This window comes from Streptomyces sp. NPDC044044 (assembly GCF_056434405.1).
Genome location: NZ_JBWKFG010000008.1, coordinates 291,434 through 304,916, shown reverse-complemented (window position 1 = coordinate 304,916; position 13,483 = coordinate 291,434). Strand labels below are relative to the sequence as shown.

At 70.5% G+C, this 13,483-nt stretch carries 10 protein-coding genes; 3 read left to right on the top strand and 7 right to left on the bottom strand.

Going from position 1 to position 13,483, the window contains the following annotated elements; genetic code table 11:
- Positions 1-89: 89 nt before the first annotated feature.
- Positions 90-1,229: an aminoglycoside phosphotransferase family protein gene (locus AC07AG_RS29395; RefSeq protein WP_478759136.1), complete on the top strand. Its 1,140-nt coding sequence runs from the start codon at positions 90-92 to the stop codon at positions 1,227-1,229.
- 78 nt (positions 1,230-1,307) lie between these two features.
- On the opposite strand, the gene AC07AG_RS29390 is transcribed toward AC07AG_RS29395, so the two are convergent.
- The 6 genes from AC07AG_RS29390 to AC07AG_RS29365 all read right to left on the bottom strand — a co-directional run bounded on the left by AC07AG_RS29390 (position 1,308) and on the right by AC07AG_RS29365 (position 10,167).
- Entirely contained in the window at positions 1,308-4,445 is a 3,138-nt protein-coding gene (locus AC07AG_RS29390; RefSeq protein ID WP_478759135.1) for a ThuA domain-containing protein, read from the bottom strand.
- 80 nt (positions 4,446-4,525) lie between these two features.
- The gene (locus tag AC07AG_RS29385; protein ID WP_478759134.1) at positions 4,526-5,398 is read right to left on the bottom strand and encodes a sugar phosphate isomerase/epimerase family protein; all 873 of its coding nucleotides are present in this window, start codon (positions 5,396-5,398) and stop codon (positions 4,526-4,528) included.
- Complete coding sequence (locus tag AC07AG_RS29380; protein WP_478759391.1) at positions 5,395-6,603, bottom strand: substrate-binding domain-containing protein; 1,209 nt, start codon at positions 6,601-6,603, stop codon at positions 5,395-5,397. Before AC07AG_RS29380 ends, AC07AG_RS29385 begins: the two co-directional genes overlap by 4 nt.
- A gap of 20 nt (positions 6,604-6,623) precedes the next feature.
- The gene (locus AC07AG_RS29375; protein WP_478759133.1) at positions 6,624-7,652 is read right to left on the bottom strand and encodes an ABC transporter permease; all 1,029 of its coding nucleotides are present in this window, start codon (positions 7,650-7,652) and stop codon (positions 6,624-6,626) included.
- Positions 7,649-8,638 (bottom strand): ABC transporter permease, encoded by a 990-nt coding sequence (locus tag AC07AG_RS29370; RefSeq protein ID WP_478759390.1) that lies wholly within the window; start codon positions 8,636-8,638, stop codon positions 7,649-7,651. Before AC07AG_RS29370 ends, AC07AG_RS29375 begins: the two co-directional genes overlap by 4 nt.
- Positions 8,639-8,658: 20 nt before the next feature.
- Entirely contained in the window at positions 8,659-10,167 is a 1,509-nt protein-coding gene (locus tag AC07AG_RS29365) for a sugar ABC transporter ATP-binding protein (protein WP_478759389.1), read from the bottom strand.
- Between the two features lie 191 nt (positions 10,168-10,358).
- Between AC07AG_RS29365 and AC07AG_RS29360 the strand changes: the two genes are divergently transcribed.
- A complete protein-coding gene (locus AC07AG_RS29360) occupies positions 10,359-11,552 on the top strand; it encodes an ROK family protein (RefSeq protein ID WP_478759132.1) in 1,194 nt (397 codons plus the stop codon).
- A 122-nt stretch (positions 11,553-11,674) separates the two neighbouring features.
- Positions 11,675-12,511 (top strand): alpha/beta hydrolase, encoded by an 837-nt coding sequence (locus AC07AG_RS29355; protein ID WP_478759131.1) that lies wholly within the window; start codon positions 11,675-11,677, stop codon positions 12,509-12,511.
- A gap of 18 nt (positions 12,512-12,529) precedes the next feature.
- Here AC07AG_RS29355 and AC07AG_RS29350 read toward each other — a convergent pair whose 3' ends face one another.
- Positions 12,530-13,417 (bottom strand): SDR family NAD(P)-dependent oxidoreductase, encoded by an 888-nt coding sequence (locus AC07AG_RS29350; RefSeq protein ID WP_478759130.1) that lies wholly within the window; start codon positions 13,415-13,417, stop codon positions 12,530-12,532.
- Between the last annotated feature and the right edge of the window lie 66 nt (positions 13,418-13,483).

The window sequence follows — 13,483 nt, the reverse complement described above, 5'->3', positions numbered from 1 at the left end:
CGCCGCGGGACATTCCCCAGGGTGTTCCCAAGGGGGCCGGGGCGGGAGGCGCAGCAATTCGCAGGCACACGAAGGGATCTGTATCGCCCATGTACACAGCATCGTCCTCCGTGTCCGCCCCGCCCCGGCCACTGCACAGCCGACAGCCCGGCAGCGGCCCGTATCTGGAGCCCGCGCGCCCCGCGGCCGGGTCGCTCGGCGCCGGCCGCATGCGACGCGTTCCGGGGCCCGGCACGCAACCGCTCAGCGGGAGACTCGACTTGTCAGGCCCCCAGGGGGCGCAACTGCGCACCGCGATCGCCTCGGTGCACCGCATCTGTCCCGAGTTCAATCCGGTGCAGGTGCTCCGCCGCAGCGGACGGACCGTGCTGCTCGTGGGGACAACAGGACGCAGCACCGCGATCGCCAAGTGTTTACTCGACCACTCGCCCGTGTGGGCCGAGCGGATCCGGCACGAGATAGCTGCCTACCGCTCGTTCGTCCGGCACCGTCCTCCGGTCCGGGCCCCGCGGCTGATCGCCGCGGACCCCGAGGACTGCACGCTGGTGATCGAGCGGATGCAGGGACGCGTCGCCGCGCTGTCCCGCCATCCCGTGGAGCCGCCGCCGCGCGCGGACGTACGTCTTGCGCTCAACGCGATCCGTCACCTCAACCGGTGGCGCCCGCCGCAGGAGTTGTTCGGCAGGCCCATGGACTACGGCAGGCGGATCTCCCGCTTCCATGATCTTGGCCTGCTCACCGACCGGGACATGGGCGACCTGCAGAAACTTCTGCACGGCATCGCGCACTCGGCCGGACAGCACGGCACCTGGCAGTTCTGCCACGGCGACGCGCTGCTCTCGAACATCCTGCTGTCCCCCGCGGGCCCGGTGTTCGTGGACTGGGAGCACGCGGGCTGGTATCTGCCGGGCTATGACCTGGCGACGCTGTGGTCGGTGCTCGGTGACGCACCGGTGGCACGGCGCGAGATCAGCCAGCTGGCGCAGGAGCAGGGCCCGGCGGCGCGTGACGCGTTCCTGGTCAACCTGATGCTGGTCCTGACCCGTGAGATCCGTACGTACGAGATGGCCGTGCAGCGCTCGATGCACGACGCGGCCCCGGCGGCATCGGGCCCGGCCCATCCCGGTGCTGCGCCGTCCGGTGAGGAACAGCGGCTGCTGCTGAGGCGGTTGCACGACGACTGCCAGCTGGCCCGTCGGGCCGTGCGCGCGGCGGTCGGTACTCGCTGACGGGGATGACGGTCCGCAGTGCGCCTTGGACAGCGGCGCACTGCGGACCTTCGTATGCCCCCGGCGACTACCGCGTGACTATGACGTCGTGAACTGCACGGCGTCCAGGTCGAAGGAATTGTCCTGGGGCGACTTGAAGACCACGTACAGCTTGTGGGTGCCTGCCAGCGCTTCCACCGGCACGTCAGGTGTGGCCTGATAGGTGTCCCAGCCCCCGGTGTTGGGGACGGGTGTCGTGGCGAGCAGCTTGCCGTCGGGTGCGCCGGCGCGCAGTTCGATCGAGCCGACGCCGTAGGGCGAGGACAGCTTGTAGCTGACCTTGCTGACGCCTTCGACACTCATCGGGCTGTACGCGATCCAGTCGCCGTCGCTGACGTCGCCGATGCGTTTGCCGTTCTCGGCGCCTTCCTGGGAGACGATGCGGGTTCCTGACTGGTCGTCGTGATACTCGGCCTGCTTGTGCTTGGGGTGCATGACAGAGCGGCCGTAGCCGGTGAGGGCGCTGACGCCGTCGCCGCCCTTGTCGGTGTACTTCGCGTTCAGGACGTACGTGAGGTCGGCTCCCTCGGGGTGGCCGCCGAGGTCACCGGTGTCCACGGTGCCTTCGCAGCCGGGGATGTCGGTGGTGGGGTGCTCGTGGTCGTCGTGGCCGAGGGCCGGATTGACGGTGACCTTGGAGCAGTCGATCGTGCCGTCCTCGGGGTCGGTGACCGTGACCTTGTAGGGGATCTTGTCGCCGAACTCGATGAGCTTTCCGTCGACCGGGGTCTCGACCTTCACCTTGGGTGCCGTGTTGCCTGCCGTGACGGGCACGTTGGCGTAGCCGGACTTGCCGGTGGAGTCGGTGACCTTCAGCTGGGCGTTGAAGTCTCCCTTGGCGTCGTAGGTGTGGGAGGGGCTGGCTTCGGTGGAGTCGTACGTGCCGTCTCCGTCGAAGTCCCAGGCGAAGGTGAGCGGATCACCGTCCGGGTCCTTGCTGCCCTCGCTGGAGAAGTCGACCTTCAGTGGGGCGGGGCCGTTGGTGGCGGACGCCTTGGCCTGGGCGAGCGGGGTGCGCCGGCCCTGGGCGTAGTCGATGCGGTAGAGCCCGGAGTCGTTGTTGCCGCCGCCGAACTCGCTGCCCCACTCCAGGACGTACAGCGAGCCGTCCGGCCCGAAGGTCATGTCCATGGGCTTGGCGAACTTGGCCGACTTCAGGAAGTCGTTGATCTTCAGGAGCTTGCCGTCCTTGTCGAAGCGGATCTCCTTGACCGAGTCGCGGGCCCACTCGTAGAAGAAGCTCGCACCGTCGAAGTAGGCGGGGAACTTCGTCTTGGAGGGATTCTTGGCGTCGTAGTCGTAGACAGGGCCGCTCATCGGCGCGGAGCCGCCCGCGCCCATCTCCGGGAACTCCTTGGACTCGCCGTAGCCGTACCAGATCTCGGGCTGCTGGAGCGTCGGCAGGTCCTTGAGGCCGGTGTTGTTCGGCGAGGGGTTGGTGGGCTTGGAGCAGTCGAACTTGGCGCCGACTTCCTGGGTGTCGGGGTTGTAGGGGGCGTACGCCTGGTTGTTGCCGTGGCAGAAGGGCCAGCCGAAGTTGCCGGCCTTCTTGATGACGTTGTACTCGACGAGACCCTCCGGGCCGCGGTTGGTCTCGGGGGCGCCGCGGTCGGGGCCGTAGTCGGAAGCGTGCACGTAGCCCGTCTTGGGGTCGACGGTGAAGCGGAAGGGGTTGCGGAAGCCCATGGCGTAGATCTCTGGGCGGGTCTTCGCGGTGCCCTTGGCGAAGAGGTTGCCCTTGGGGATGGTGTAGCCGCCGCTGTCCTTGGGCTTGATGCGCAGGATCTTGCCGCGCAGGTCGTTGGTGTTGCCGGCGGTGCGGGCGGCGTCGAGGCGCTCCTTGCCGGGACGCCAGTCGATCGGGGCGTAACCCTGCCAGTTGGGGTCGAGGTTGGGCGGGACGTCGTCGCCGACGCCGAGGTAGAGCGTGCCGTTCGGGCCGAACTCGACGGCGCCGCCCGTGTGTCCGGGTTCGGGGAAGGTGCGGTCGCGGTAGGCGGGGACGTCCAGGAGCTTCTTCTCGCTGGCCAGGTCGAGGGTGTTGTCCTTCTTGACCGTGAAGCGGGAGAGGCGGTTGACGTCGTCCGTCGCCGATGAGGGGGCGTAGTAGAGGTAGATCCACCGGTTGGTGGCGAACTTCGGGTCCAGTTCCATGCCGACGAGGCCGTCCTCGCCGCCGGTGTAGACGTCGAGCTTGCCGGCCGTGGAGGTGGAGTGGCTCTTCGGGTCGAAGATCTTCACATCGCCGCTGCGCTGGACGTAGAAGACCTTGCCGTCCTTGGCGACGTCCAGTTCCATCGGGTCGGCGGTGTTGTCGTCGAGCGCGGTCTTCTCGTAGCCGGACCAGACCGTGCCGCCGCAGTCGCCGGGCTTGTTGCCCGCGGCCCACTGGATGCCGCCGAGCACGTGCTCGCGGAAGGCGGGCTCGGTGTACGACGCCTTGTCGTGGCCCATGGCGGTGGCCCAGACCTTGCCGCCCTCGGCGTTGCGGCACCAGGAGATGGGGTGGTCGGCGCCCATCTTGGAGCCGCCCGGGTCGTACGTGGTCTCGTCGGCAGTGACCAGGACGTGCACGTCACCGCGGGGGTTCTTGTCGAAGTTGTACCACTCCTCCGGGCGCTCCCAGCGCTCGGGAAGTCCCTTGGTGGAGGGGTGCGCGCGGTCGGCGACCTTGGCGGTGCCCTTCAGGACGCCCGGTGAGTGGGCGGGCATGTGGGCGCCGGCGTTGATGAGGTCGTCCCACCAGGGGAAGGAGTCCTCGACGCCCATGTCCAGGGTGTTGTGCAGGGCGACGACACCCTTGCCGCTCTTCACGTACGCCTTCATGGCGTCGCGCTGGGCCTCGGTGTCCCAGACCATGCCGGAGTTCTGCAGCATGATGATGACGTCGAAGTCCTTGAGCTTCGCGTCGTCGAAGACCGTCGCGTCGGCGGTCTCGACGACCTCGAAGTTGTTCGCCGCCGCCTGCTCCTTGACCATCTGGACGCCGGCCGGGATGGAGTCGTGGACGTAACCGACGGCCTTGGTGAAGAGCAGGGCGCGGAAGGCGGGCGCCTTGTCCGCGTCGGCGGCGCTCGACGTGGCGGGCAGGAACCCGACCGCGAGCAGCAGGGCCGCGACGAAGGCGATCACCGTTCTTCGTAGCCCCTTCGCGTCACGCAGTCTTCTGTCACGCATGCTTCTGTCACGCACATGACAGTCCATGGGGTGGTCCTCTCTGCTGGGAAGGACGGACGGACGTGCGGGATTGCCGGATGTCAGAGGGCGGCCACGGTGCGGCGCAGAAAGCCGAGCCCGTCGGTCGCGAGCGCGTCCTGGGTGGGCGCGAGGGGCCGCCAGACGGATGCGGCGACGGCGATGGCGTCGTTGTGGGCCGTGAACGACTCGATGCAGAGCGCCCCGCGGTAACCGGACTCGCCCAGGGCGCGCAGGAAGCCGGGCCAGTCGAGGTGGTCGGCGCCCGGGGCGCCTCGGTCGTTGGCGCACACCTGGACGTGGGCGATACGGCCCGCCGCCGTGCGGACCGCTTGCGGCAGGGAGTGTTCCTCGATGTTCTGGTGGTACGTGTCCAGGGCGACGCCGATCGACTCCTCGGGCAGGCCCGCGAGGCCTTCCAGGGTCTGCGCGACCGTGTTGAACAGGCTGGTCTCGTAGCGGTTGAGAGGCTCGACCGCGATACGGACACCGGCGCGTGCCGCGTACTCGACCACCGGCGCGATGTGCTCGCGCCACTCCTCGTACGCCGCCGCGCGCGCGGCCCGGTCCATGCGCCAGGTGCGGCCGACCGCCGCGTAGACGGGGCCCGCGACGACGGGGGCGCCGATCGCGTGGGCCGCGTCGACGCAGCGGCGCAGATAGTCCTGGGTGGCGCGCAGCGTGCCCTGGTCGGCGCGGACCAGGTCGCGCCCGTCGGGCATGACGGCGACGACGGCCGCGGGCGTCAGGCCCGTGGCGTCCAGGAGCTTGGCCGCCGCGGCGGGCTCCCAGTCGTCGGGCTGCTCCAGGGGCAGCTCCACGGCGTCGAAGCCCCAGCCCGCGAGGCGGGGCAGTGTCTCGCCGAGCGCCTCGGTGGTGACCGGCGAGTGCCAGATCCAGGGGTTCGCGCCCAACTGCCAGGCCGTGTACGTCACTTCTTGCCTCCCCACTCCTTGGGGAAGCCCGGCATGTCCTGGCAGCCGCACATCGCGTAGTGCAGCGGCGGCATACCCTCCTGGAGGTACTCGTCCAGGTTGGCCTGCGTGACCGTGGGCTGCGGGAGCTTCCACTCCTTGGGGACCTGCTTGCCGTCGAGGATGCGCAGGGCCGCGATGACCGGCGTGCGCCACTGGAAGGTCGGGTAGGTGGGGGCGATCGCGGTGAGGTCCTTGTCCTTCCACGCCTGGAGGAAGTCCTGCTGGTCCTCGCCGGTGATCGGCGGTACGTCCACGCCCGCGTCCTCGAAGGCCTCGACGGCGGCGACGGCCGTGGCGCCGGAGTCCATCCAGACGCCGTCGATGGAGCCGTGCCGGGAGATCGCGTCGGAGACGATCGACTTGGTCTTGGCGGGGTCACCGTCGGTGAACTTGGCGTCCACGACGTCGAGTTCGCTCTTGTCGAAGGCCAGCTTCGCCGCCGACCAGCGGGTCTCGAGGACATCCACGCCGGGCGAGATGCGCAGGGCGAGGATCTTGCCCTTGGGCTTGACCTCGTCGACGAGGAAGTCCGCGGCGACCGCGCCGTAGCCGTAGCCGCCGATGGGGTTGACGAAGGTGACGGCGCAGTCGGTCTCCACGCCGCGGTCGAAGACGATCACGGGGAGCTTGCCGCAGGCCTCCTTCACCGCGGGGGTGAGGGTGGCGGTGGTGTTCGGCGAGACGATGAGCGCGTCGCAGTCCTTGTTGCCCGCGAGCTCCTGGATGTCGGAGATCTGCTTGTCGTCCTTGCCCTGGGCGTCGAGGACGGTGAAGTCGCTGATCTCCTTGTGGAGTTTCACCTCGGCCTTCATGTTCTTCAGGCCGACCTGGCGCCAGGGGTTGAAGACGCCGGCGTTCGAGAAGCAGAGATGGGTACCGCCCGAGCCCTTCTTCTCGTACTGGGCGGTGTCGGTCATCTCCGGTTCGAGCATCTGCTCCCAGGGCTTGGCGGCGGGGCCCTTCGGGGTCTCCTTGCCCAGCTTCAACTGTCGCTCGTACTCGGCCTGTTCGAAGAACTTGGACGGCTTGTCCCCGCCCTTGCCGGACTCGGCTGCCTGCGAGGCCCCTGCGGGCGAGTCGGGCGGTGTGTCGCTGGAGCAGGAGGTGAGCAGGGCGCCCGCGAGGAGCGCCACCGCGGGTATCAGCGCGCGCCTGCGCGTCAGAGGGTTCAAGGAGCTGTGCATCACGAGGGTCTGCCTCCCGAGGAGTGGATACGACGGCGGCGCAGCCGGGACCAGTCGGCGGCCCCGAGCCCGACCGCGGCGATGACGATGACGCCCTGGACGGTGGACTCCAGGGCGCCCGATACGCCCTGCAGGTTGAGCAGCGTGAACAGGGCCTGCAGCGAGAAGGCGCCCGCCATCGCGGCGAGAACGCTGCCCCGGCCGCCGCCGAGCACGACCCCGCCCAGGACCACTGCGGTGATCGCCTCGAATTCGTAGCCCCGGCCCGCCTGCGCGGAGACCCCGGAGAAGCCGCCGACGAGGACGGCGGCGAGCGCGGCCGCCGCGCCGGACAGGACGAAGGCGATGACGCGGGCGCGGTGCACGCGGACTCCCGCCAGGGCGGCGGTGCGCTCGCTGTCCCCGGTCGCGATCAGCGTGCGGCCGAAGTCGGAGCGCATGAGCAGGACGGCGACCAGGCCCGCGACGAGGCAGGCGAGGACCGCCCAGGGCAGCCAGCCCATGGCGGTGCCCCGGCCCATCTGACGGAAACCTGCGGACAGTTGGCCGTGCGGGGAGCCGCCCGTCCAGAAGAAGACGGCGCCCTCCAGGATCAGCACCATGCCGAGCGTGGTGATGAAGGAGGGCACTCTCAGACGCGTGGTGATCAGCCCGCTGACGAGACCGGTGACCGCGCCCGCGAGCAGCAGGCCCGCCGTGATGAGCGGCCAGGGCGCGTCCGGGAACGAGCCGTAGACCTCGGCCGCCGCCACGACTCCCGCGGTGACGATCGCCCCGACGGACAGGTCGAACTCGCCGCAGACGATGACCAGATACTGCCCGGCGGCGAGGATCACCAGGGGCGCCGCGCGCTTGACGAAGGCGAGGAAGCGGTCGGGTTCGTAGAAGCCGGGGTCGGTGGCGGCGAGCGCGAGGAGCAGAATGACCAGGAGCGCGTAGACGGGCGCCCCGGTGCCGAGCGAGCGGACAACGCGCTTGTACGGGGCGGCCGTTGAGGCCTTGGCCTGCTCGGCCGTCTGACTGCTCATGCGGACCTCCCGCTGCGGCGCCGGGCGTAGATCGCGACGGCGGCGATGATGACGATGCCGCGGACCACGTTCTTGAAGAACGGGTCGACGCCGAGCTGGTTGAAGACGGAGTCGAGCACGGCGAGCACGAGGACCCCGCCGAGCGTGCCCGCCACTCCCCCGCGCCCGCCCGCCAGGATGGTGCCCCCGAGCACGACGGCGGCGATCGACTCCAGGTCGTAGCGCGCCTCCGTACCCGCCCAGGGGGCGCCCGCGCCGAGCCGTGAGGCGAGGAAGAGGGCGGCGGCGCCCACGCACAGCGAGCACAGGACGTGGGCGGCGATGATCGTGCGGCGGGTGCGGACGCCGGAGAGCCGGGCCGCGTGTTCGTCGCCGCCGGTCGCGTACAGGTGGTGGCCGAAGCGGGTGCGGCGGGTGATCAGCCACATCGCGGCGGCGACGGCGGCCAGCAGGAAGAGCGAGACGGGGATCGGGCCCATCCGGTCGTAGCCCAGATGCTGGAAGGAGGCGGGGACCTTGCCCGCCGGGCCCGTGTAGTTGTCCTCGATCCAGCCGCGCAGGATGAACGCGGTGCCGAGCGTCGCGATGAACGCGTTGACCTTGAGCCCGGTGACGATGAGGCCGTTGGCGAGCCCGACGGCCGCCGACAGGGCGAGGACGGCGAGCACCGCGGTGACGACGCTGCCGTCCTCCATGGTGGTGGCGGCGACGAGTGTGCCCAGGCTGATCAGATACGCCACCGACAGGTCGAGGGAGCCGGTGAGGATGACGGCGGTCTGCCCCACGGCGACCAGGCCGAGGGCGACGCAGTTCTGCAGGATGCCGACGACGTTCGAGAGCGTGAGGAAGTCGCCGCCGCGCGCGGCGACCACGATCCAGCCGAGCGCGGTGACGCCCGCCGCCGCGAGCCAGACGCCGACGGCGGGATCGGTGAGCCTGCTGCGGCTCGGTGCGCGGGGGGTCTTCACGGCGGGCGGTGGGGCCATGGTGGTGCCGGTGGTACCGCTCACGCGGCGGGCTCCTCTCCGGACGGGGCGCTCGTGTCTGAGGGCGCTTCGGTCGTGGCGAGCCGCATCACGTCCTCCTCGGCCGCCCCCGCCGGGAGTTCACCGGCGATGCGCCCTTCGGACATGACGAGGACGCGGTCGCTCATGCCGATGAGTTCGGGCAGTTCGGAGGAGACGATCAGGACGGCGATGCCCTCGCGGGCCAGCTCGCGGACAAGGGTGTGGATGGCGGCCTTGGCACCCACGTCGACGCCGCGGGTGGGTTCGTCGAAGAGCAGGATGCGGGGGCGGGCGGCCAGCCACTTGGCGATGACGACCTTCTGCTGGTTGCCGCCGGAGAGGTACTGGGCCTGCTGGTCCTCGCCGCGCGCCTGGAGGCGTACGCGCTCAAGGAGTGCGGTGAGTTCGCGGGCCGCGGGCGGTCCCCCGCGGGCCGGTACGGCGCGGGTCACGAGCAGGGCGTTGTCGCGCACGGACTGCCGCAGGGCGAGCCCCTCGGCCTTGCGGTCCTCGGTCACCAGGGCGATTCCGGCGCGGATGGCCTGCCGCGGGGTGGTGGGCCGCAGGGTTTCGCCGCTCACGGTCATCGTCCCGCTGGTGAACGGGGCGGCTCCGAACAGGGCCCGCGCGAGGGACGTACGGCCGGAGCCCTCAAGGCCCGCGATGCCGGTGACCTCGCCGGCGCGCAGGGTCAGGTCGATGCCGCGGAGCCGGTCGTTGCCGCCGCCGGTGACCGTGAGGCGTACCTCGCCGATGTCGTCGGGGCGGGCGCGCGGCGGGTAGTAGGCGCTCAGCTCCCGGCCGACCATGGCGCGTACGACCTGGTCGGTGTCCGTGTCCTGGGTGCGCACCGTCGTCACGTGACGGCCGTCCTTCAGGACCGTGATCCGCCGGGAGAGCTCGAAGACCTCCCGCAGGCGGTGCGAGATGTACAGGATGCCGAGGCCACGGCCCGCGAGGCGGCGCACGAGGTCGTGCAGGAGGCCCGCCTCGTGGTTGGCGAGCGGCGCGGTCGGCTCGTCCATGACCAGGACGCGGACGTCCGACGCGAGCGCCTTGACGATCTCGACGGTCTGCTGCCGGGCGACGGACAGATCGCGGATGTACGTGCGCGGCGTGATGCCCGATACGCCCACCTCGGCGAGGAGTTCGGCCGTGCGGGCCTCCATCGCACGGCGGTCGACGAGGCCGTAGCGGGTCGGTTCGCGGCCCAGGAAGACGTTCTCGGCGACCGTGCGGTGCGCGAGCAGCGCGAACTCCTGGTGGATGATGCCGATCCCGGCGGCCTGGGCCTGCGCGGGATGGCTGAAGGAACGCTCCGTTCCGTCGAGCACGATGCTGCCCTCGTCCGGGACGTGTTCGCCCGCGAGGACCTTCATCAGGGTGGACTTGCCGGCGCCGTTCTCGCCGACCAGCGCGTGCACCTCGCCCGCGGCGAGGTCGAGGGACACCCCGTGCAGCACACGCACTCCGAGAAAGCTCTTGGAAACCCCGCGCATCGCCAACATCTCTTGCGTCGCCTGCATCGCCTGCACCCTCGGCTCCTTCGGCAGCGGTCTGCAGAGCAATGTGATGAGCCAGCTTTGACCTGTCAAGAGCTCAAGCAGCTTTCTCTGCAAGCGAGTTGACGGTGACTTAGGTCGATCGTCGAACACCATCGGCCTTGTGAGCAGCGAAACTCGTCCCTAAGGTGGCTGCCATGTCTGGAGCGCCGGATCACCCCGTTTCCCCGCCGTCGTCACCCGGCGAAGTCCTCGCCCTGCTCCGCACGGGGGCGGCGGAGACCCGCGCCGACATCGCCCGTGTGACGGGGCTCGCGCGGTCGACGGTGTCGCAGCGGGTGGACGCGCTCATCGCGCACGGCTTCCTCACCGAGGAGGCGGACGGCGGATCGACGGGCGGCCGGCCACCACGCCGCCTTCGCCTGCGCACCCGCGAACACGCCGTCGCAGGCGTCGACTTGGGCGCGTCGCACTGCAGGGTCGCCCTCCTCGACATCGGCGGCGAGATGCTCGCCCTGCGCGAGGACCCGCTCTCCATCGCGGACGGCCCGCAGGAGGTTCTCGGCCATGTCGAGCGCACGCTGCACGCCCTGCTGGAGGAGGCCGAGCGCGATCCCGCGTCGCTCCAGGCCATCGGGGTCGGGGTGCCGGGACCCGTGGAGTTCTCGACGGGCCGCCCGGTGGATCCGCCGATCATGCCGGGCTGGCATCAGTACCCCATCCCAGAGTTCTTCGCCGAGCGGTTCGGCCCGCGGGCCCTCGTCGACAACGACGTGAACGTGATGGCGCTCGCCGAGCAGCGCCGCGCCTTCCCCGACACGCGCTATCTGCTCTACATCAAGGTGGGCACGGGCATCGGCTGCGGCATCGTCGCCGACGGCCGGCTGCACCGGGGCGCGCAGGGCAGCGCGGGCGACATCGGGCACATCCGGGTCGGCGACATCGAGGAGCCCTGCCGGTGCGGCAACTCCGGCTGCCTGGAGGCGGTGGCGGGCGGCGCGGCGATCGCCCGCAAGCTGGCCGGGCTCGGCCTGGACGCGACATCGGGCAGCGATGTCGTACGCCTGGTGAAGTCCGGCAACCGCGACGCCGTACGGATGGTGCGCGAGGCGGGCCGCGCGGTGGGCGAGGTGCTCGCGGGCCTGGTGAACTTCTTCAACCCCGACACGGTGGTGGTCGGCGGGGCGCTGGCCGCCGTCCACGACCAACTCCTCGCGGGCGTAAGGGAGGCGGTGTACCGCCGCTCGCATCCGCTGGCCACCCATGTGCTGCGGATCGAGCCGAGCCGCACCGGCGAGAACGCGGCGGCGATCGGTGCGGGCATCCTCGCGGTCGAGCACGCGCTGTCGCCGCGGCAGGTGGACCGGGCCCTGTCGGGCGCGGCACGCTGAGACATCGGCCCCCAAGCCGGGCCCGCCCCCGGTCCACGCGGACCGGACAAGCACCATGCAACACCGGCCATACCGCCGCCGCCCCTATGTCGCAGGGGGACTTACGCCCATAACTTCAGGCTATGTCCCTCAATGACGCACAGCAGATCGACCGCGCCAACGCCTCCCCAGAGCGCGTTCCGGTCGTGTTCGTGCACGGTCTGTGGATGCTGCCCAGCAGCTGGGACCTCTGGACGGCCCACTTCGAGGCCGCCGGATACCTGCCCGTCGCCCTGTCGTGGCCCGACGATCCGGCCTCGGTCACCGAGGCGAGGCAGCGCCCCGACGCCCTCGCGGGCAAGACCGTCGGACGGATCGCCGATCACCTGGCCGGCCTGATCGACGGCCTGGAGCGCAAACCGGCCATCATCGGGCACTCCGTCGGCGGGCTGCTCACGCAGATCCTCGCGGGGCGCGGTCTCTCGGCCGCCTCGGTGGCGATCGACCCGGTGCCGTTCCGCGGCATCCTCGCGCTGCCCCTCTCGACGCTGCGCTCCTTGCGCCCCATCATCGGCAACCCGGCCAACCGCAAGCGCGCACTACCGCTCACCTTCGACCAGTTCCGCTACGCCTACGCCAACGCCGTCAGCGAGCAGGAAGCCAAGGAGCTCTACGAGAAGTACGCGGTCCCGGCCCCGTGCGCACCGCCCTTCCAGGCGGCCGGGGCCAACATCAACCCCCGGACGGAGATGAAGGTCGACTGCCGCAACCCCCGCCGCGGCCCCCTCCTGATCATCTCCGGCGAGAAGGACAACGCCGTGCCCTGGGCGCTCGCCAACGGCGCGTACAAGAAGCAGCGGGAGAACGCCGGGGTCACCGAGATCACGGAGATGGCCGGTCGCGACCACGCACTGACGATCGACAGCCGCTGGCAGGAGGTGGCGGACACCGCGCTGACCTTTGTGCGCCGCTTCGTCTGATCCCCGTCGCCGTGCCGGTCAGGGCCCGTCGTCTCCGGCGAGCTCCTCGCACAGCGACCAGACCGCTTCACGCGTACGGGGCTCGGTGGCGAAGTCCGGCCACGGGACCCGGCGGCACTTGGCGTCGAAGTAGGCACCGGTGACGTGCGCGAGCTCCGGGCTCGTGGCCAGGTGGATGCTGGACCTGGCGGGCTTGGCGAGGTCCGCGAGCAGGAGCGGGCCGAGCAGGCGGACGAGGGGCGCGGCCGGGCGGTACACCCAGGGGAAGGCGCTCATCGAGGTGGCCTTGTTGCCCGGCGTGTAGGCGTGGCCGGGATAGGCCACGTTGATCGTGACAGGGCCGTCCTCGATCCGCCGCGCGTACTCGTAACTCATCGCCATGAGCGCGGCCTTGGTGTGGTTGTACTGGCCGAAGGTCCAGCCGACGAAGGTCTTCTCCGCCTGGAGGTTGCCGGGGTCGACGGGTCCGCGCGGGATGCCGCCCGTGAGGTTGACGACCCGGGCGGCGGGCGCCTTCGTCAGCTGGGGCATGAGGAACCGGGTGAGCGCGAAGGGCGCGAGGACGTTCGCGGCGAAGGCGGTCTCGACTCCGTCATCGGTCAGGCGCCGACCGGCCGGGTTCATGCCGAAGTTGTTGACGAGTACGTCGAGTTGGCCGCACCCGGAACGCACCGCGTCGGCCACGGCGTGCAGCCCTTCGTGCAGCGTCAGGTCCGCTGCCACCGCCTCAACAGGGCCGCTCCCGGCCTCACGGGCGAGCTCGCGCGCCGCGTCGGCGGCCCGCCCGGGATCACGGCCGACGAGGATCACGTGAGCGCCGCGCCGGGCGAGACCGCGGGCCGTCTCCTTGCCTATCCCGCCCGTACCACCGGTGACCAGTGCCGTCTTGCCGCGTAAGGACGTCATGTCCGCCTCCCCGAAGCCGTATACCCCAGAACACGTCACTCGGTGACACATTAGGCATCGGGTGAA

Coding starts and splice junctions, on each gene's coding strand:
- AC07AG_RS29395 (WP_478759136.1), top strand. CDS start 90: ATGTACACAGCATCGTCCTCCGTGTCCGCCCCGCCCCGGCCACTGCAC.
- AC07AG_RS29390 (WP_478759135.1), bottom strand. CDS start 4,445: ATGCGTGACAGAAGACTGCGTGACGCGAAGGGGCTACGAAGAACGGTG.
- AC07AG_RS29375 (WP_478759133.1), bottom strand. CDS start 7,652: ATGAGCAGTCAGACGGCCGAGCAGGCCAAGGCCTCAACGGCCGCCCCG.
- AC07AG_RS29370 (WP_478759390.1), bottom strand. CDS start 8,638: ATGGCCCCACCGCCCGCCGTGAAGACCCCCCGCGCACCGAGCCGCAGC.
- AC07AG_RS29365 (WP_478759389.1), bottom strand. CDS start 10,167: ATGTTGGCGATGCGCGGGGTTTCCAAGAGCTTTCTCGGAGTGCGTGTG.
- AC07AG_RS29360 (WP_478759132.1), top strand. CDS start 10,359: ATGTCTGGAGCGCCGGATCACCCCGTTTCCCCGCCGTCGTCACCCGGC.
- AC07AG_RS29355 (WP_478759131.1), top strand. CDS start 11,675: ATGTCCCTCAATGACGCACAGCAGATCGACCGCGCCAACGCCTCCCCA.
- AC07AG_RS29350 (WP_478759130.1), bottom strand. CDS start 13,417: ATGACGTCCTTACGCGGCAAGACGGCACTGGTCACCGGTGGTACGGGC.